We start from the raw sequence: 19,093 nt of genomic DNA, 5'->3' as shown, positions 1-19,093 counted from the left end.
GGAGTCTCCAAACTTTGTGTTTTCAGATGGACCCGTGCCGGTGGCGCGCCGGGTAGGCGCTGGCCGGATCGGGTCCCGGTGCCGCTTTGGCGGCTGTTACACCCAGTGTAGAGACAAGTTGACGTATACGGAAATACGGATTGGGGATGGAGCCATAAGAAAAAATGATGGCCCTGACTTACCCGGCGAGCGCGCGGGCGCCGACCCAGCGGCCGTCCGTGCACAGGTCGTGCGCCACCTGCGTGACGAGACGCCCGACGGCCGCCGCCGCATTCGTCAGCGGGATATTGCGCGACGCGCACAGCACGACGGTGCGGGCGATGGCCGGATCGCGGATGGCAAGTGCCCGCATGGCACCGCGCTCGACCTCGGCCTGCACGGGCGCGACGGGCAGGATGGTGGCACCCATGCCGGCCAGGATGGCCGATTTCAGGATCGCGATCGAATTGATCTCGATGACATCGCGCGTGGCCAGGCCCGCGGCGCGCGCCGTGCTTTCGATGCGTGGGCGCACGCCGTGCTGCAAGCCGGGCAGGATCAGCGTGGTGTCCAGGGTGTCGCGCAAGGTCAGGCTGTCGCGTCCGGCGGCGGCAGGCGCGTCGGCGCGGCAGACGTAGCGCAGCTCTTCCTCGACGAGCGGGGTGGCGCTGAAGCTGCCCAGCTGGCCGTCGTCGAACAGCACGGCCAGGTTGATGCGGCCGGCGCGCAGCTGCTCGGCCAGGCTGCCCGTGATTTCCTCCGTCAACTGCAGCGTGATTTCCGGATAGCGCGCGCGGATCGCGGTCAGTAGCGGCAATGCAAGGGCATCGGAAATGCTGTGCGGCAGACCGAGCGTGACGCTGCCCGATGGGCGTTCGGCCGACTGCACGACGGCGGCCTGCGCATCCGCGACTTGCTTGAGGATCGCTTGCGCATGCTCGTAGAACACCTTGCCGGCGTCGGTGTTCAAAACGCCCTGGGCAGAGCGGTGCAGCAGTTGCACGCCCAGTTCCTCTTCGAGCTGACGCAATTGCTGCGTCAGCGCCGGCTGCGCCACGTGCAGGACCAGTGCAGCGCGCGACAACGAGCCGTGGTCGACAATGGCGACGAAATAGCGCAGCTGGCGAAGTTCCATTTAGTAAATATTTGTATCTTTATGGCTACAGACATCCGCCATATGTTTATTATTGGAAACTTTATTGTCATCAAGTAGCTATACTTGAACGACCTAAAGGCGCCGAGATTAACATACCCCTGGACACTTCCATGCTCAAGAAAGTCGGTTCTTCCCAGTTGCGAGTCGGGATGTTCATCCATGACCTCGACTGCGGCTGGATGGAACATCCGTTCGTCCGCAACCGTTTCGTCATCACCGACGAGGACGAGATCCGCAAGATCGTCACCGCCGGCATCCGCAGCGTCACGATCGACTGCGCGCGCGGGCTGGACGTGGCCGATGCGCCCACGATCGCGGAAGCGGCAGCCGCGACGGAGGCCGAAGTGGCCGCGCTGGCCGTCACGCCAGTGACGCCGCTGCGTGTCTCGCTGGCCGAGGAATTCGACCGTGCCGTGTCGATCCGGCGCCAAGCGGCGGGACTCGTCAAGACGGTGATGCAGGATGCGCGCCTGGGCAAGGCGGTGGAGCTGGACAAGGTGTCGCACGTCGTCGAGAACATCACGGCATCGATCCTGCGCAATGCGTCCGCGTTGCTGGGCCTGTCCGTCATCAAGAACAAGGACGACTACACGTTCCTGCATTCGGTCAGCGTCTGCACGCTGCTGGTGGCATTTTGCCGTTCGCGCCAGCTGGATGCCGAGACCACGTACCAGGCCGGCATCGGCGGCCTGCTGCACGACACGGGCAAGGCGCTCGTGCCCGACGCCATCCTGAACAAGCCTGGCCGTCTGACGGAAGAGGAATTCGACATCGTCCGGCGCCACCCGAAGGACGGCTACGACATCCTGCGCCGTTCCGAGGGGATCGGCGCGATTCCCCTCGACATCACCTTGCACCACCACGAGCGGCGCGACGGCACCGGGTATCCGGACCGCCAGGCCGAGCACGACATCAGCGAGCTGGCGCAGATGGCCGCGATCGTCGACGTGTACGACGCCATCACGGCCGACCGCTGCTACCACAAGGGCATGCCGGCGGCCGAGGCGCTGCGCAAGATGTACGAGTGGAGCAAATTCCATTTCAACCCGGCGCTCACGCAGGAATTCATGCGCTGCGTCGGCATCTATCCGGTCGGGACGCTCGTCCTGCTGGAGTCGGGGCGTCTCGCCGTCGTCGTGGAACCGCACGAAACGAGCTTGCTCACGCCCAAGGTCAACGTGTTCTACAGCACGAAGAGCCAGACCTATATCAAGCCGGAGACGGTGGACCTGGCGCGCGGCGTGGGCTTCGGTGGCGGTGACAAGATCGTGCGCTACGAATCGCCGGAGAAATGGCAAGTCGACCCGCAGCGCTTCATGCAGGTGGCTTGAGCCGCGCGGGCGGTTGTCAGAAGAACTCGGCGGTGTCGTTGGAGGCGACGGTCTGCAACAGGCCGTGCGCGATGAGGTCGTCGTAATGGCAGGCGCGGTTGCGCCCATTGCTTTTCGCGTAGTACAGCGCCTGGTCGGCGTGGCCCAGCGTGACCACCGGCGAGTCGTAGGCGCTGATGCTGACGAAGCCGACGCTGACCGTGACCCGTCCCACCTGCGGGAACGCGTGGCTTTCGACATTGGCGCGGAAGCGGTCGATGATCTTCCAGGCATTGTCCAGCGTGGTCGAGCGCAGCAGCACGACGAATTCCTCGCCGCCGAAGCGGAACACGCGGTCCTGCGCGCGGAACGAGGATTGCAGCAGGTTCGCGATCAGGATCAGCACTTCATCGCCGTACAGGTGGCCGAACTTGTCGTTGACGGCCTTGAAGTGGTCGACGTCGACGACGGCCAGCCATTGCTTTTCCTCGGCATGGTGCTGGCGCCGCTCGGGCTCGCCCGGCAGGCGCGGGTCGTGTTCGTGCGCGTTCTGCAGCATGCGCGCCAGCTGGTCGTCGAAGGTCTTGCGGTTGAGCAGGCCGGTGAGGGAGTCGCGCTCGCTGTAGTCGAGCAGGTTCTGGAAATTCCGGTAGACCCCGACGATCCCGCCGACCACGTACACGGTGTCGTGCGAAAACGGCTTGTCGTCGCGGATTTCGAGGCAGGTCGTGGCCTTGTCGCCAAACCAGATCGGCAGCCAAAGCACGCGCACGCCGTTGGGCAGGATCGTTTCCGCGCTGTTCTGGTGCTCCGCGAGGCAACGCTTCAGCTCGGGAAGGGCCGCCACGGCTTCGCCCAGTGCGCCGTCGTACGTGTCTTCCAGGCGGGCCGAGCCGCCTTTCACCACGCTTGCGCGCGCACGCAGGTACTGCTGTCCAGACACGGTGGTGATGGTCAGGATGCGCGTCTGCGCCGCGTCCGCCAGCTCTTGCACGGCCGAGATTACGGACATGTCGAGCATCGCGTGATCGCGGTGGCCGGTCATGTCAACCATGTGTTTCAGAAGCGAATCCATGTCGTTCTCAGCAATGTAATCAACCGACCTGCGGGCTGGGCACAGCCGCCGTCGCGTTCGCAGGTGTCAGGCGTTTCACAAAGAGCAAGCGAAACAGGATATCGGGTTTTTGCATTCCAAGCAATTATGCAAATGCAATTTCTTTAGCCTGAGTGAATTTTCTCAACCTTACACCACATCATACTCTCCCTATCGTCAGCGATTTATATCCTAAAAATCAACTAATAGTTCTCTATGGAAAAGTTGCGAGGGGTCAAATTGCCGTGCGGCATCGACTCTTATAGTGAATTCACTGGCACGGAACGCATCAAGCCCGCGACAGTGACTTGACCAGCGCCCTCCGGCTAGTGGCAGTTCTTATCAACCTACCATATGGGAGTTTGTCATGAGCAACTTCATCTCTGCAGTCAAAACCTTTGCCGCTGACGAAAACGGCGTGACGGCCATCGAATATGGCCTGATCGCCGCCGTGATCGGCGTGGTGATGGCAGCCTCGGCGAAAGACGTGGGCGCGAAGGTGAAAGCGGCGTTCGACTACATCTCCGGCCAGATGGGCACCATTGGCGGTTAATGTAGTGGCAGCCCTCCGGGTTTTCCAGCCCGGGGGGCTTTTTTTTGGGGGCGTCATGCAAGTCGAACAATATCGCGATGCGCTGCTGCTGCTCATGGTAAGCATCGCCGCCGTCAATGACCTGGCGACGCGGCGTATTCCGAACCGCCTGCTGCTCGTCGGCCTCGCCGGTGCACTGGTACTGCACGCGCTGTCCGGCGCACCGGGCGCCGCGCTGTTGTCCGCGCTCGGCGGCATGTTGCTGGGCCTTAGCCTGTTCCTGCCGTTTTACCTGGTGCGGGGCATGGCCGCCGGCGACGTCAAGATGATGGCGGTGGTCGGCTTCTTCACCGGCCCCACCGCGGCATTCCAGATCGCCGTCATCACGTGGTGCGCCGGCGGCGTCATGGCACTGCTCGTCGTATTGCTGTGCAGCCGGCTGCGGTTGGCGCTCGTGAACATCGGCCACCTGCTGTGCGGACTCCTCGTGCCGGGCACCAAACTGGCCGACACGACGCTGCCGCAAAGCGCCGGTTCGATGCCGTACGGACTGGCCATCGCGCTCGGCACCATTGCCGTCCTCGTCACCCGTTATGGATGAGTCCGCTCTTGGCGAACCTCAAGGGTGGCCAAAAGACCGGTCGCTAGAATCATTCTGACCTGTTTCGGAAAACACGCAAGGCAAGGGGGTTCCGATGTTTGAAACGCTATCGACAGGCAATACCGCGTCGGCGCCGCGCGCCGCGCAACCGGCGGCGCCGGCGGGCGGTCCGGACATCGCGCCGGTCCTGCCGCGCCAGGCGAAGACCGTGCGCGATACGGGCCTCGAACCGCGCTTCGTGACGGACCTCGTGCTCAAGGCGATCCAGGCCGGCGGCAAGGCGCCGTTGACGCTGTTGGCCGGCAAGTTGCGGTTGTCGATCAGCGTGCTGCGCGAAGTCCTCAATCCCCTGATCGCGGAACAGCAGGTGGAAGTCGCGTGGTGCGGCGAATCCGACATCGACATGCAGTACCAGCTGACCGCGCACGGACAGCGCGGCGCCGCCGACGCCCTGGCGCGCTGCCGCTACGTCGGCCCGGCGCCCGTGACGCTCGCGTCGTACCGCGCCGTCGTCGAACGGCAGGCGCTGCGCCATGCCGATGCCGAACGCATCACGTCCGCGCAACTGGCCGGCGTCCTCGGCGAGGACGGCCTGGCGCCGGCCGCGCGCGACGTGCTGGGCGCCGCCTTGTATGCGCGCCGCTCGCTGTTGCTGTACGGGCCGTCCGGCGGCGGCAAGACGACGCTGGCGCGCAAGCTCGGGCGCCTGCTGCCCGGTTCCATCGCCGTGCCGTACGCGCTGATGGCCGGACGTCACGTCATCCGTCTGTACGATCCCGCGCTGCACGTCGCGCCGCCGCCGAGTGCGCGCCAGCAGGAGGAACGGCGCAGCTGCGATGCGCGCTGGACCGTGTGCCAGCGTCCGCTCGTCCACGTCGGCGCGGAACTCGGACGTGACATGCTCGACCTGCGCCACGACACGGAACAGGGCGTCTGCCACGCGCCGCCGCACCTGCAGGCGAACAACGGCATGCTGGTGCTCGATGACGTCGGCCGCCAGCGCATCGGCGCCGCCGAGCTGCTGAACCGCTTCATCGGCCCGCTGGATGCCGGCTGCGACCAGCTGACCTTGCAGGGCGGCCAGGCCGAACCCGTGCCGTTCGACGCGGCCGTCGTGTTCGCGACCAACCTGCCGCCGTCCGCCATATTCGATGACGCCGCACTGCGCCGCATCGGCTACAAGGCCGACATCGGCGCGTGGACGCCGGCCGGTTACCGCGCCCTGTTGCGGCGTCAGTGCCGCATGCGCCGCATCGACGTCGACGATGCCGCCATCGATCACCTGGTCGAGCGGCTGCACCCGCAATCCGGGCGCGCGCTGCTGGCCTGCTATCCGGGCGAACTGCTCGACCGGGTCGCCGACTTCGCCGGCTTCGCCGGCACGGAGCCGCGCCTCACGATCGCCGCCGCCGAGCAGGCCTGGCGCAGCATGTTCATCGCCGCCGCGACGGAGGGCGAGCCATGAAGAACAAGCGCGCCCTCGTCGTCATGACCGTCGCGGTCCTGTTCGGATTCGCGGCCGTCGTGTTCGCGTCGCGCTGGCTGCTGAAGCAGCCGGGCGGCAGCAGCGGCCGCATCGTCGTGGCGGCCGCCGACATCAGCCTCGGCCAGCGCCTGGCACCGGAGATGTTCAAGCTCGCGGACTGGCCGGCCGACAGCGTGCCGAAAGGCGCATTCACGGATCCGCAGAAACTGAGCGGCCGCGTGCTGAGGACCAATCTGCTGATGGGCGAGCCGGTCAGCGAAACGAAGCTGGCACCGGCCGGCACGCTCGGCGGGCTGTCCGCCCTGATCACGGAAGGCAAGCGCGCGATCACCGTGCGCGTGAACGACGTGATCGGCGTGGCGGGCTTCGCGCTGCCCGGCAACTACGTCGACATCATCGTCAGCACCCAGAAGGATCTGCCGCCCGGCGCGGAAGCCCGCCAGCAGAACATCTCGAAGATCGTGCTGGAGCGGATCCTCGTGCTCGCGGTCGCCCAGGAAGTCAACCGCGACGAGACGAAGCCGAAAGTCGTCAACGCGGTCACGCTCGAAGTCACGCCGGAGCAGGCCGAAAAGCTCGACCTGGCGCGCAGCGTCGGCACGTTGTCGCTGGCCCTGCGCAACCAGGTCGACCCGCAGTCAGCGAGCACGGAAGGCGCGACCAAGGTGACCCTGCTGCCCGAGCCGCCGCCGGCGCCGCGCAAGCCCGCGACCAGGCCGGCGCCGGCGGTGCGCCCGGCGCCCGTGGTCATCAAGGTGGCGGCGCCGGTGCGGCGCGAATGCGTCACCGTGCTCAATGGCCTGCGCGTGTCGCAGGAGTGCTTCTGAACCTCGCAGGGTAAAGCCATGAACGGATGCTTGACGCCATCGCCATTGTTTCGCTGCCTGTTCGCCGCCGGCCTGGCGCTGGCGGCCGCCGGACCCGCCGGCGCGGCCGCCAGAACGAAAGCCCAGGCCGCGGACAATCCGGCCGAGGGCGCGCCGCCGCGTGCGGAGGCCGGCCCCAATTGCAAGGGCGAAGCCGCGCGGCCGGCCCAGCTGGCCCTGCAGGTCGGCAAATCGAGCCTGATGCGCCTGCCCGAGCCGGTCCAGCAACGCAGCGTCGGCAACCCGCTCGTCGTGCAGGCCCTGATGGTGGCGCCCGATACGCTGTACATCGCCGGCGTCGACGTCGGCACGACCAATATGATCATCCAGGGCAAAAGCGGCTTGTGCAGCGTCCTTGACATCACGGTGGCGATGGACCCGTCGGCCCTGCAGGCGACCTTGGCCGTCGCCTTGCCGGACGAGCACGACATCAAGGTGCTGGCCGCGTCCGACGCCCTAGTGCTGACCGGCACCGTGAGCGACGCCACCGCCGCCGCACGCGTCGTCGAACTGGCGACGGCCTATGTGCGGCGGCCGCTGCGCGCGCTGACCGTGCCCGACAAGCAGGACGCCGCCAGCCAGAACCAGCGCGAAGGGCAGAACCAGGGCGGCGCGGCGTCTGCCGCGGCGCGGGTGGTCAACATGCTGTCCGTCCGCGCGCCGCAGCAGGTGCAGCTGGAAGTCAAGATCGCCGAAGTGTCGAAGTCGCTGCTCGATCGCCTCGAAGCGGGCGTCACGTGGCGCTTCGGTTCCGGCAGTTGGGGTGCGACCCTGCTGTCGAACTTCATCACCGGTACGGCGCACGCATCGATCCAGGCGCAGAAAGGCACCCGCGGCACCTTGGCCGGCGCGGCCGAGAAGCAGGACGGACTCGTGCGCGTGCTGGCCGAGCCGAACGTGATGGCGATCAGCGGCCAGGAAGGCACGTTTCTCGTGGGCGGCAAGTTCTATATCCCGGTCGCGCAGGAGAACAACCGGGTGACGCTCGAGGAAAAGGAGTTCGGCGTCGGCCTGCGCTTCACGCCGACGGTGCTGGGCGGCGGACGCATCAACCTGCGCGTGGCGCCCGAGGTATCGGAATTGTCGCGCGAGGGCATCGGCATCTCGGCCACCGGTTTTGCCGGCACCGCCATCATGCCGGTCGTGACGACGCGCCGCGCCACAACGACGGTCCAGTTGTACGACGGCCAGAGCTTCGCGATCGGTGGCCTGATCAAGAGCAACCTCGTCGCCAACATGAAAGGGCTGCCGATACTGGGCGAACTGCCTGTGCTGGGCGCGCTGTTCCGCAGCACGGATTATCAGCAGGACCGCACGGAATTGGTGTTCGTGATCACCGCGCACCTCGTCAAGCCGCAGGCCGGCAACAGCTACACGCTGCCGACCGACAACGTGGGCGAGCCGTCGCGTGCCGCGCTGATGCTGGGCGGCCGCCTCGACGGGCCGCCGCCGCCGGCGTCGACGGCCGCCCTGTCGGCGCCGGCGCCCGCGACACCGCCGGCGCACAGCGCGGGCGGCTTCGAATTGAAATAGGAGAGAGCGATGGCCATCACAACCCAATACAAGGCAATGGCGCGCGCGGCGCTGGCGGGCACGCTGCTGTGCGGATGCAGCACGACGCCGCGCTTCAACGAACACTTCGGCCAGTCCGTGCGCGCCAACGTGTCGGCGCAGGTACTCGATCCGGCCGCCGCGGCGAACACGAATCCGGCTGCCGGCATGGAAGGCGCCGCCGCCGCCATCGCCCACGAGCGCTACCAGAATTCGTTCAAGGAACCGGAAAAACCCGTCAGGCCGCTCGTCATCAGCGGGGCGGGCAGTAACTGACATGAATTTAACCGAATGCCGTCCCGAGGACCACGATGAAAGCCCTCCTGATCAGCCGCGACACCCAGCTTTACGCGGAGATCGCCTCCCAAGGCGCGGCGCGCGTGCCGCCGTTGAACGTCGCCGCCAGCCGCGCCAGCCTGCGCGATGCGCTCGAACGCCCGCTGTCTGACAGCCCGAGCCTGATCATCGTCGACATCAGCGATGCCGACGCCGATGCCGCCGACGGCGACCTGCTGGAGCGCCTGACCCGCCATTATTCGGCAGCGCATTTCATGCTGTTGACCGACAATCACCATCCCGACCTCCTGATCCGCGCCATGCGCGCCGGCGTGCGCGAGGTGCTGCAACTGCCGCTCGTGCATCGCGCTCTGCACGAGGCGATCGACCGCATCGCGGCGAGCGCCGGCGTGGTTGCGCTGCGCGACGGGAAGATACTCGCCTTCATCGCCTGCAAGGGCGGTAGCGGCGCCACGTTCATCTCCACCAATTTCGGCTACGCGCTGGCCACGCTGGCGGACAAGAAGGTCTTGCTGATCGACCTGCACCGCCAGTTCGGCGACGCCACGCTGTACGTGTCGGACCAGAAGCCGGCCATGACCCTGTCGGACGTGTGCCAGCAGATCGCCCGCATCGACGGGCCGTTCCTGGAATCGTGCCTCGTGCACGTGGCGCCCGGATTCGGCGTGTTGGCGGCGGCCGACGATCCGGGCCAGACAACCGAGGCCAAGCCCGAACACATCGACACGATCCTGCGCGTGGCGCGCCAGCACTACGACTACATCCTGCTCGACGTCGGGCGCCAGATCGATGCGGTATCGCTGCGCGCGCTCGACGGCACCGATGCGATCTACCCGGTGCTGCAGCTCGCGTTGCCGGACATCCGCGACGCGCGCCGCCTGCTCGACATCTTCCGCTCGCTCGGCTACGTGACCGACCATATCCGCCTGATCGTCAACCGCTACGAAAAGGGCGGCAAGCTGCGCCTGCAGGACTTGCACGCCGCGCTGGGCGCGGAAGTGCTGCACACCGTCCCCAACGACTACATCGCCGTCACCGACTCCGTCAACCAGGGCATTCCCGTGCTCCAGCTGGCACGCACGAGCGCCGCGGCGCGCAGCCTGGCCGATCTCGTCGAAGTGGTGGCGTCGCGCCGCATCCCCGAGGCCAAGGGTCTGTTCGACCGCCTGTTCGGGCGCGGCGAAGACGATTGATTGTTCAAGGAGCCGCCCATGTCCCTGCGCGAACGCCTGTCCGTGACGGACGAGGAGCGCCAATACCAGCCGGTACCGGCTGCGGCGCAACAAGCCTACGCCGAGCTGAAGAAGACGATGCACCAGATGATCCTCGACCGGATCGACCTGGAGCGCCTGAAGCGCCTGACGAGCGAACAGTTCAAGCACGAGCTGGCGCTGCTGGTCCAGCGCATCATCGAGGAAGAACGGATCGTGCTGAATCAGCAGGAGCGCCATCACCTGGTGCTCGACATCCAGCACGAGATGCTCGGCTTCGGCCCGCTGGAGCCGCTGCTGAACGACCCGACCGTCTCCGACATCCTCGTCAACACGTACGACAAGGTCTACGTCGAACGGCGGGGCCGCCTGGAGCTCACGGACGTGACCTTCCACGACAACGCGCACCTCATGAAGATCATCGAGAAGATCGTCTCGCGCGTGGGCCGCCGCGTGGACGAGTCGAGCCCGATGGTCGACGCGCGCCTGCCGGACGGCTCGCGCGTCAACGCGATCATCCCGCCGCTCGCGGTGGACGGCCCGCTCGTGTCGATCCGGCGCTTCGGCGCCTCGCCGCTCACGGTACAGAACCTGCTCGACTACAAAAGCGTCACGCCGCCGATGATCAAGGTGCTCGAGAGCCTCGGCCTCGCGAAGGTGAACATCCTGATTTCGGGTGGCACCGGCAGCGGCAAGACGACGATGCTGAACCTGATCTCCGGCTTCATTCCGGGGAACGAGCGCATCGTGACGATCGAGGACGCCGCTGAACTGCAGCTGCGCCAGCCGCACGTCGTGCGCCTCGAGACGCGCCCGCCGAACATCGAAGGCAAGGGCGAGGTGACGCAGCGCGCGCTCGTGCGCAACTCGCTGCGCATGCGCCCGGACCGCATCATCCTGGGCGAGGTGCGCGGACCGGAAGCGCTGGACATGCTGCAGGCCATGAACACGGGCCACGAGGGTTCGCTCGCCACCATCCACGCGAACACGCCGCGCGACGCGCTCGCGCGCCTGGAAAACATGGTCGGCATGGCCGGGGTAAGCCTGACGCCGCGCGCCATCCGCCAGCAGATCGCGTCCGCCATCACCGTGATCCTGCAGGCCTCGCGCCTGGCCGACGGCACGCGCAAGGTCGTCAGCATGCAGGAAATCACGGGCATGGAAGGCGAGATCATTTCGATGCAGGAGATATTCCGCTTCGAGCAGACGGGAATCGACGCCGACGGCAAGGTGCAAGGCCATTTCTGCGCGACGGGCGTGCGGCCGCGTTTCGCCGACCGCCTGCGGATGTTCGGCGCAGCGGTGCCCGAGGACACCTTCGACCCCGACCGCGTGTTCACCTGAACCGTTGAACCGCATACCGCGAAAGTCTCGCATGGACATCCTCTTCTACGGATTCATCGTCTTCCTGTTCGCCGCCATCATCCTCGGCATCGAGGGCGTGTATCTCTGGTGGGTGAACACCCACGGCGCCAGTGCCCAGCGCATCGCGCGCCGGCTGCAGCTGATGTCCGGACACCAGGGCAAGAACGCCGAGCGCATCTCGATCCTGAAGCTGCGCCGCTTCGGGCGGCACGAGCTGACGGAGCGCCTGCTGCAGCGCGCGCGCTTCGCGCACCGCATCGACCGGCTGCTCGTGCAGGCCGGCATGGGGTGGTCGGTCGAGCACTTCCTGGTGTGCTCCGGCGCCGTCGCGGCGGTGGCCGGCTATCTCGTGCTGCAGTGGCCGATGCCGGTGTTGGTGCGTGTGGCGCTGGTCCTGCTGTGCGCCTTCGTGCCGCTGCTGCTGGTGCGGCGCGCACGCCTGCGCCGCCTCGCGCGCATCGAGGAGCAACTGCCGGACGCCGCCGATTTCATCGCACGCGCGCTGCGGGCCGGTCACTCGTTCTCGAACGTGTTGCAAATCGTCGGCAACGAATTGCCGGAACCGCTCAGCGGCGAGTTCCGCATCGCGCGCGAGGAGATCAATTACGGCGTGCCGCTGGGCGAAGCGCTGCACAACATGGCGTCGCGCATTCCGCTCACCGACCTGCGCTATCTCGTCATCGCGATCCTGATCCAGCGCGAGACGGGCGGCAACCTGGCCGAAATCCTCGGCAACATCGGCCACATCATCCGCGGCCGCCTGCGGCTCGCGGCCCAGGTCCGCGTGCTGTCGGCGGAAGGGCGCATGTCCGCCTGGATCCTGGGACTGCTGCCGTTCGCCGTGGGCGCCATGCTGGTGCTCGTGAATCCCACGTACATCATGGTCCTGTGGACCGATCCGGTCGGCGTCAAGCTGCTGTGGACCGCGCTCGTGATGATCATCGTCGGGGTGATCTGGCTGAAGAGGATGATCCGCATCCGCATCTGAGGAGACATCGATGATTCGCGCACAGCTGCTGTTCCTGTTGATCGTCTTCGCGGTGGTCTGCTGCCTCGCGTGGCTGGCGACGGTGCTGTTCGCGCCCGCCGCGCTGCGCGCCCGGCTGGCGAGTTTCATGGGCCACACGGACGACGGCCACGCGCCGCGCAGCAGCTGGGTCGATCGCGTGGCGCGCGCGGCCAAGCCCCTGACGAAGCTGTCGGTGCCGGACGAGGGCTGGGAAAAGTCGGCGCTGCGCACCCGCTTCATGAACGCCGGCTGGCGCAATCCGGCCGCGCCGACGCTGTACTTCGCATCGAAGACGGCGCTGGCGCTGGGACTGCCCGCGCTCGTCGGCCTCGTGCTCGCGTTCGTGCCCGCCACCGTCGCCGGCTTCGAGACGATGGCCCTGCTGCTGTTCGCGGCGACGTGCGGCTACTACCTGCCGAACGTGATCCTCGACCGCGTCGTCAAGCACCGCAAGCGCGAGATCTTCGAGAACATCCCCGATGCGCTCGATCTGCTGACCGTATGCGTGGAGGCGGGCCTGAGCCTCGAGCGCGCGCTGGTCAAGGTCGCCGCCGAGATCCACGTCAAGAGCGTGACGCTGGGCCAGGAATTGCAGCTCGTGCTAATGGAGACGCGCGCCGGCTTCAGCAAGGAAAAGGCGCTGCGCAATTTCGCGCTGCGTATCGGGCTGGACGACATCGATTCGCTCGTCGCAATGCTGATCCAGTCCGAGCGCTTCGGCACGAGCATCGGCGACGCCCTGCGCGTGTATTCGGAGGCGCTGCGCACCAAGCGCCGCATGCTGGCGGAAGAGGCTGCCGCCAGGATCGGCCTGAAACTGTTGTTCCCCCTCGTCTTTTGCATCTTCCCGACCTTGTTGATGGTGCTGCTCGGCCCCGCCGGCATCCAGATCACCAAGATCTTCGGCACTGCCCTGGGCGGTACCAACTGATTCGACGGAGATTGCCATGCGCTCGCGTATCCTGCTGTCCGCCTTGCCCCTGTTGTGCAGCAGCGTGCTGCTGCTGGCCTGCAGCAGTCCGCCGCCGCAGCCCGACGCCGGCGGACCGGCGTTCTCCGCGGCGAACGACAACTACCTGCGCGGCCGCAACCTGTACCTCGCGCGCCGCTACGACGATGCGATCGCCGCGTACGAGGCCGCGCTACGCCTCGACGCCACGCACGTCAACGCGCGCAACGGCCTGGCGATCGCGTACGCCGAGCAGCGCGATTTCGCCCGCGCGATCCCGATCTGGCGCGACCTCACGCGCGACGCCACCATGGCGTCCGGCCCCGCGGCCGCCTTCCTGTTTGCCAATCTGGGTTATGCCTACCTGCTCAGCGGCGACGTCGACGCGGCCCAGGTCGCGCTCGAAAAGGCCTGCCTGCTCGATCCGCTGGACCAGCGCGCCTGGCAATACCTGGGCGAGACCCTGTTAAAACTCGGCCAGGAAGAACGCGGCCGGCAGATGCTGCGCCAGGCCGAGGCCTTGCGTGCCCACGACTTCCGCGCCGACTATGCGACGGCGAACGGCGGCACGCGGCTGCACGCCATCGAGCAGGCCGTCAAGGCCACCCAACGGCCCGACGAGGAATGGGCCGCCGTGGAAGTGGTCCGCAAGGACGACGGCATGCTCGAATTGCGCCGCGTGCCGTCGAACAGGGCCGCGCCGATCGCCCGGCCGTCCGCGCCGGAGACGGTCGCCCGACTGGAGATCAGCAACGGCGACGGCCGCCAGGGCCTCGCGCGCCGCGTGGCGCGCGAGTTGCGCGATGGGGGGCTCAAGGTGGTGCGCCTGACCAACGAAAAAGGGTTTGGCGTGCACCGGACGCGCGTCGAATACCAGCCGGCCTTCCGGACGGTGGCGGAACGCCTGGCGCGGCAGGTCGGCACCGGGGAACCGGTCGAGGCCGGCATGGATGGGCGCGCGGACGTGCGCCTCGTCATCGGCCACGACGTGCCGCCGCACCGCATCGGGGACAAGCCGCCGTCGGGGCTGCTCGTCGCACAGGCAGGCGGCGCCGACGGCCCGGCGCGAACCGTACCGATTCCACAACAGTAGCGGGCGACAGGCTGTCCCGAAATTCGGAATAATAAAATTCTTGATAACTCGGGAGAAGCGCCATGAAGCTCATTCGTTTCCAGACCGCTATTGCTCAGTCTGTTCTCGCGACCTCGCTGCTGGTCTCGCTCGTCGCCTGCGCCCCGACGCCGACCCGCGAAGGCACGGGCGAATACGTCGACGACTCCTTGATTACCAGCAAGGTGAAAGCTGCCTTCGCTGCCGACCCGAGCGTCAAGGCGACCCAGGTCAACGTGGAAACGTTCAAGGGAACGGTGCAGCTGAGCGGCTTCGTCGACTCCCGTGAATCCGCCGAGAAGGCCGTGGAAATCGCGCGCAACGTCAAGGGCGTGAAGTCGGTCAAGAACGATACGGTGATCCGCTGACGCGGCACGGCGGCGCCGTGCCGGTGCACTGCTTTATTGCCAGCTGACCTTGCCGAAGCCGTTCGTCGTCGCATTGCGCGTCGCCGGCTTGCCGTAGACGGTGGCCGAACCCATGCCGCTCAGATTCACGTTGGCCGCCGTTTTCGCGTACACGCTGGCACCGCCGAGACCGGTCATGTCGAGGTCGACCGTTTCCGCGCGCAATTGTTGAGCGTCAAGGCCACCGACGCCGCCCAGTTGCGCGCGCAATAATTTCGTCTGGCCCGCCACCGTGATATGGCCGGCGCCACCCAGGTGCAGCTCGATGCGCTCGGCCTGGCCGGGGTTCAGCGTGAGGCCGCCGACGCCGCCCAGGCGCGCATCGACGTCGCGATACTGTCCCGTGAAGCGCACGGCGCCGGCGCCGTCCAGCGCCAGCTTCAGCTTGTCGCCGCTGAAACCGGATACGTCGCTCGAACCGACGCCCTGCGACACGAATTCCTGCAGGTTCGGCACGGTGAGATCGGCGCGCAGTTCGCTCTTGCTGTTGCCGTCCATACGGGTATTGTTTTCCATATCGATGACGAGCGTATCGCCGCGCTGCGTGGTCGTCACCTTTGCGACATAACGCTTGTCGCCGGACACGACGAGCGAAGGCGTCGATCCCTGGTGCAGGTTCAGGCGGATCACGCCGCCCAGGCGCACCTTCGATACGCTGGCATCGACGGGGCGGTTTTCGCGGACGAGGTCGTCGGCCAGGGCAGCATGCGTGCCGATTGCCAGGGTGGTGGCGAGGACGGCGCTCTTGATCAGGTTGTTCATATCGGGTCTCCGTTGGTTTGCTGTTGGAATCACTATAGGCAAGTGCCATGAACGGAACCCGGCGATTGCGACGGATTGCAGCATTGGCGGTACAGGCCGCGAAAACCCCGCGCCGTCCCGCTGTCACCCGCGCACGTCGTCCCAGGACAGCCCGAACCGCGCCAGGTATTTCTTGAGGCGGTCCGCATCGTTCGGCTGGCGCTTGGCGGTGCGCGAGACGGCGAACAGCTTGCGGCCCGCATCCGACAGCGACATGGACTGGCGGCACACGCCGACGACAGCCTGCAACTGCAGCGCATCGAACTGGTCGAGCTGCGCGGCCGCGGCGGCCCCTAGCACCTGATCCAGATCTGCCTGCTGCGCGCCGGTATCGTCGAATGGCCGCCACAGTTGTCGCAAGCGCGCAATCTCGCCGGCGACGATGGTATCGTTGATGCGGCCGGATTCGGCCAGAGTGGCCATCCGGGTCATCGACGCGGACAGGTCGCGGAAATTGCCCGTCCAGCGTGCGTCCTGCGACATCGCAAATCGCATGTAGTGATCGCGCGCTTCCTTGTTGAAGCGCACCATGTGCCCGTGTTCGGCGCCGAATTCGCGCAGCAGGTACTCGATGTTGGGCTCGATGTCCTCGCTGCGTTCGACCAGCCCCGGCAATTCATATGTCCATAAATTGATCCTGGCGAAAAGGTCTTCGCGGAAGCGGCCGTGCGCGACTTCGCGTGCCAGGTCGCGGTTCGTACCGGCGACCAGCTGGAAGTCGCTGTGGACTTCGTGGTCGCCGCCGACCGGCAGGAAGCGTTTTTCTTCGATCGCCTTGAGCAGCATCGCCTGTTCGTCCAGGCCCAGTTCGCCGATCTCGTCCAGGAACAGCACGCCTTTGTCGGCCGTGCGCAGCAGGCCGCTGCGTTCCGACATCGCCCCGGTGAACGCGCCCTTGACGTGGCCGAACAACGTGGAACCCGCACCGTCGCCATGCAAGGTGGCGCAGTTGATTTCGACAAAACGTCCGGCCACTTGCCGACGCGCTTTCTTGAGTTCGTACAAGCGGCGCGCGAGGAAGGACTTGCCGGCGCCTGTCGGCCCCATCAGCAGGATCGGCGCACGCGATTTGATGGCCACGCGTTCGATCTCGTCGATCATCGTGTTGAAACGGACATTGCGCGTCGCGATGCCGGATTTCAGGAAGGCGACGGCATCCTGCTGTTCGCGCGAGAAGCGCCGGGCGATCTGGTCGTATTTCGACAGGTCGAGGTCGATCAGCGCCAGCGTACCGGGCGCGCCCGGCGCGTGGCGGCGCGGCGGCGATGTCTGCAGCAGGCAGCCCGGGAAATAGCGCGCCTCCGTCATCAGGAACAGGCAGATCTGGACGACGTGCGTGCCCGTCGTGATGTGGATCCAGTAATCCTCCCGGTCGGGCTCGAAGGGATAGGCGCGCGCGAAGTCGAACAGTGCGCCGTAGACCTGCTCGAAATCCCATGGGTCGTCGATGTCGATCTGGCGGGGGACGATCTCCGTTTCCGGCGATACCTTCCCGATGTCTTGCGTCACCTGGTCGACCAGTCTCGTGGGATCGCGGTTGAACAGCAGCTCCAGGCGGTCGATGACGACGTCTTCGTGCTGCGTCAACGCCACCGTCGGCCGCCATTTTTCCCAGCGCGCGCTCCCTGTGCCGCTGTCGAGCTGGGTGCCGATGAAGCCGATCACGACGGTTTTCTTTTTATTGATTTTATAAAAACTTATAAATTTGGATAACTCTAGCACGTTTTGCTTTTGCCAACGAACACACCGGCTTTTCGGCTGCGATGCAAAAACACAAGAAAATCAATGGATTGCGAATCCCGGAGCGACACCGGCCCAGGCTGGCACGCCGATTGCAAAAGAAGCGATTGCGAGATAAAGACAAGGAGACGATGATGGGTTGGACGATCAGCGTCGGCACGGCCGGCGCAACAGACAGCAGAACGAGACATGGACGGCCGCAGACGCTGTCGGTCAGCTTCGACGCACACGGCGTGACCGCGCGGGTGACGGCGAACCCGGGTGCTGCCGGAGGCGCGTCCGATGTTGCCGGTTCGGTGCCGGCCTGGCAGGCGCGGCGCGTCTGGCAAAACGTGCTGACCACGCTCGTGGGCACGTAAGACGAATACGAAAGAGAGAGTACGCAAATGACGAAACATGAACACTACGATGTGCTGAACGTGGAAGGCGGCCGTCCCGTCAAGATGTGGACGCGCGGCGTCCCGGTGGAAGACGAGGCGAAACGCCAGCTGGCCAACACGGCGCGCATGCCGTTCATCTACAAGCACATGGCCGCGATGCCCGACGTCCACCTGGGCAAGGGCTCGACGATCGGCAGCGTGATCCCCACGCTGGGCGCCGTGATCCCGGCCGCCGTCGGCGTCGATATCGGCTGTGGCATGATGGCCGCGAAGACGACGCTGAGCGCGAACGACCTGCCGGACAACCTGGGGCCGCTGCGCAGCGCCATCGAACGTTCTGTGCCGCACGGGATGTCGCCGAAGACGCGCGGCTTCAAGGGGCGCGACAAGGGATCGTGGGACACGCCGCCGCTGCCCGTCGACCAGGCCTGGATGACGCTGAAGGACGAGTTCGACGACATCTGCCACAAGACGCCGCGGCTGAAGAACACGAACAATTACAAGCACCTGGGCACGCTGGGCAGCGGTAACCACTTCATCGAGATCTGCCTGGACGAGCAGGGCTTCGTGTGGTTCATGCTGCACTCCGGTTCGCGTGGCGTCGGCAATGCGATCGGCTCGCACTTCATCGAGCTGGCCAAGCAGGACATGCGGACGCACTTCATCAACCTGCCGGATCAGGACCTGGCGTACCTGCCGGAAGGGACGCAGCATTACGACGACTACGTCGAAGCCGTGGGCTGGGCCCAGAAGTTCGCGCGCATGAACCGCGAAGTCATGATGCAGAACCTGATCGCGGCCGTGCGCACGGTCATCACGAAGCCGTTCGAGACGCACGTCGAGGCGGTGAACTGCCACCACAACTACGTGCAGAAGGAACACCACTTCGGCAAGGACGTGCTGGTGACCCGCAAGGGCGCCGTGTCCGCGCGCGCGGGCGAGCTGGGTATCATTCCGGGTTCGATGGGCGCGAAGAGCTTCATCGTGCGTGGCAAAGGGAATCCGGAGAGCTTCCACAGCTGCAGCCACGGCGCAGGCCGCACGATGAGCCGCACGGAAGCCAAGCGCCGCTTCTCGGTCGAGGACCAGGTGCGCGCCACGGAAGGCGTCGAGTGCCGCAAGGATGCCGACGTGATCGACGAGATCCCGATGGCCTACAAGGACATCGACGCGGTGATGGAGGCACAGAGCGACCTGGTCGAAGTCGTGCACACGTTGAAGCAGATCGTCTGCGTCAAGGGATGAAAGG

19 protein-coding genes are annotated in these 19,093 nt (G+C 66.1%); 15 read left to right on the top strand and 4 right to left on the bottom strand.

The window, feature by feature from the left end; translation table 11 throughout:
- Positions 1-178: 178 nt before the first annotated feature.
- Positions 179-1,114: a LysR substrate-binding domain-containing protein gene (locus NX784_RS22820; protein ID WP_258818982.1), complete on the bottom strand. Its 936-nt coding sequence runs from the start codon at positions 1,112-1,114 to the stop codon at positions 179-181.
- Between the two features lie 131 nt (positions 1,115-1,245).
- Here NX784_RS22820 and NX784_RS22815 point away from each other — a divergent pair, with 131 nt between their 5' ends.
- Positions 1,246-2,466, top strand: coding sequence for an HD-GYP domain-containing protein (locus NX784_RS22815; RefSeq protein ID WP_258818981.1), 1,221 nt, complete (start codon positions 1,246-1,248; stop codon positions 2,464-2,466).
- Between the two features lie 16 nt (positions 2,467-2,482).
- Here NX784_RS22815 and NX784_RS22810 read toward each other — a convergent pair whose 3' ends face one another.
- Positions 2,483-3,520 carry a GGDEF domain-containing protein gene (locus NX784_RS22810; protein ID WP_258818980.1) on the bottom strand — a complete coding sequence of 346 codons (1,038 nt, stop codon included), beginning with the start codon at positions 3,518-3,520 and terminating at the stop codon, positions 2,483-2,485.
- Positions 3,521-3,905: 385 nt separating this feature from the next.
- Here NX784_RS22810 and NX784_RS22805 point away from each other — a divergent pair, with 385 nt between their 5' ends.
- The 12 genes from NX784_RS22805 to NX784_RS22750 all read left to right on the top strand — a co-directional run bounded on the left by NX784_RS22805 (position 3,906) and on the right by NX784_RS22750 (position 14,884).
- Positions 3,906-4,091: a Flp family type IVb pilin gene (locus tag NX784_RS22805; RefSeq protein ID WP_258818979.1), complete on the top strand. Its 186-nt coding sequence runs from the start codon at positions 3,906-3,908 to the stop codon at positions 4,089-4,091.
- A gap of 55 nt (positions 4,092-4,146) precedes the next feature.
- Positions 4,147-4,671, top strand: coding sequence for an A24 family peptidase (locus NX784_RS22800; protein WP_258818978.1), 525 nt, complete (start codon positions 4,147-4,149; stop codon positions 4,669-4,671).
- 94 nt (positions 4,672-4,765) lie between these two features.
- Positions 4,766-6,136 carry a DUF8689 domain-containing protein gene (locus NX784_RS22795; RefSeq protein ID WP_258818977.1) on the top strand — a complete coding sequence of 457 codons (1,371 nt, stop codon included), beginning with the start codon at positions 4,766-4,768 and terminating at the stop codon, positions 6,134-6,136.
- Entirely contained in the window at positions 6,133-6,984 is an 852-nt protein-coding gene (gene cpaB / locus NX784_RS22790; RefSeq protein WP_258818976.1) for a Flp pilus assembly protein CpaB, read from the top strand. The genes NX784_RS22795 and cpaB overlap by 4 nt, the downstream gene beginning before the upstream one ends.
- 18 nt (positions 6,985-7,002) lie before the next feature.
- On the top strand, positions 7,003-8,556 hold the full coding sequence (locus NX784_RS22785; protein WP_258818975.1) for a type II and III secretion system protein family protein: 1,554 nt from the start codon (positions 7,003-7,005) through the stop codon (positions 8,554-8,556).
- 9 nt (positions 8,557-8,565) lie between these two features.
- Positions 8,566-8,850 (top strand): hypothetical protein, encoded by a 285-nt coding sequence (locus NX784_RS22780; RefSeq protein ID WP_258818974.1) that lies wholly within the window; start codon positions 8,566-8,568, stop codon positions 8,848-8,850.
- 35 nt (positions 8,851-8,885) lie between these two features.
- On the top strand, positions 8,886-10,064 hold the full coding sequence (locus NX784_RS22775) for a CpaE/TadZ family protein (protein WP_258818973.1): 1,179 nt from the start codon (positions 8,886-8,888) through the stop codon (positions 10,062-10,064).
- A gap of 18 nt (positions 10,065-10,082) precedes the next feature.
- Positions 10,083-11,426, top strand: a complete 1,344-nt coding sequence (locus NX784_RS22770; protein WP_258818972.1) for a TadA family conjugal transfer-associated ATPase — start codon at positions 10,083-10,085, stop codon at positions 11,424-11,426.
- 31 nt (positions 11,427-11,457) lie between these two features.
- Positions 11,458-12,435, top strand: coding sequence for a type II secretion system F family protein (locus NX784_RS22765; protein ID WP_258818971.1), 978 nt, complete (start codon positions 11,458-11,460; stop codon positions 12,433-12,435).
- Positions 12,436-12,445: 10 nt separating this feature from the next.
- Positions 12,446-13,387: a type II secretion system F family protein gene (locus NX784_RS22760; RefSeq protein WP_258818970.1), complete on the top strand. Its 942-nt coding sequence runs from the start codon at positions 12,446-12,448 to the stop codon at positions 13,385-13,387.
- Between the two features lie 16 nt (positions 13,388-13,403).
- Positions 13,404-14,498 carry a LytR C-terminal domain-containing protein gene (locus NX784_RS22755; protein ID WP_258818969.1) on the top strand — a complete coding sequence of 365 codons (1,095 nt, stop codon included), beginning with the start codon at positions 13,404-13,406 and terminating at the stop codon, positions 14,496-14,498.
- 62 nt (positions 14,499-14,560) lie between these two features.
- Positions 14,561-14,884 (top strand): BON domain-containing protein, encoded by a 324-nt coding sequence (locus NX784_RS22750; protein WP_258818968.1) that lies wholly within the window; start codon positions 14,561-14,563, stop codon positions 14,882-14,884.
- A gap of 33 nt (positions 14,885-14,917) precedes the next feature.
- On the opposite strand, the gene NX784_RS22745 is transcribed toward NX784_RS22750, so the two are convergent.
- Entirely contained in the window at positions 14,918-15,685 is a 768-nt protein-coding gene (locus NX784_RS22745; RefSeq protein WP_258818967.1) for a GIN domain-containing protein, read from the bottom strand.
- A gap of 123 nt (positions 15,686-15,808) precedes the next feature.
- Positions 15,809-17,389 carry an RNA repair transcriptional activator RtcR gene (gene rtcR, locus NX784_RS22740; protein ID WP_370662964.1) on the bottom strand — a complete coding sequence of 527 codons (1,581 nt, stop codon included), beginning with the start codon at positions 17,387-17,389 and terminating at the stop codon, positions 15,809-15,811.
- Positions 17,390-17,487: 98 nt separating this feature from the next.
- On the opposite strand from rtcR, the gene NX784_RS22735 reads away from it, so the two are divergent.
- Complete coding sequence (locus NX784_RS22735) at positions 17,488-17,823, top strand: hypothetical protein (protein WP_258818966.1); 336 nt, start codon at positions 17,488-17,490, stop codon at positions 17,821-17,823.
- Positions 17,824-17,850: 27 nt separating this feature from the next.
- The gene (locus NX784_RS22730) at positions 17,851-19,089 is read left to right on the top strand and encodes an RtcB family protein (protein WP_258818965.1); all 1,239 of its coding nucleotides are present in this window, start codon (positions 17,851-17,853) and stop codon (positions 19,087-19,089) included.
- The last annotated feature ends 4 nt before the right edge of the window (positions 19,090-19,093 follow it).

The organism is Massilia pinisoli (assembly GCF_024753285.1).
GTDB classification, from domain to species: Bacteria; Pseudomonadota; Gammaproteobacteria; order Burkholderiales; family Burkholderiaceae_D; genus Telluria; species Telluria pinisoli.
This window is presented reverse-complemented; position numbering and strand designations above follow the sequence as displayed.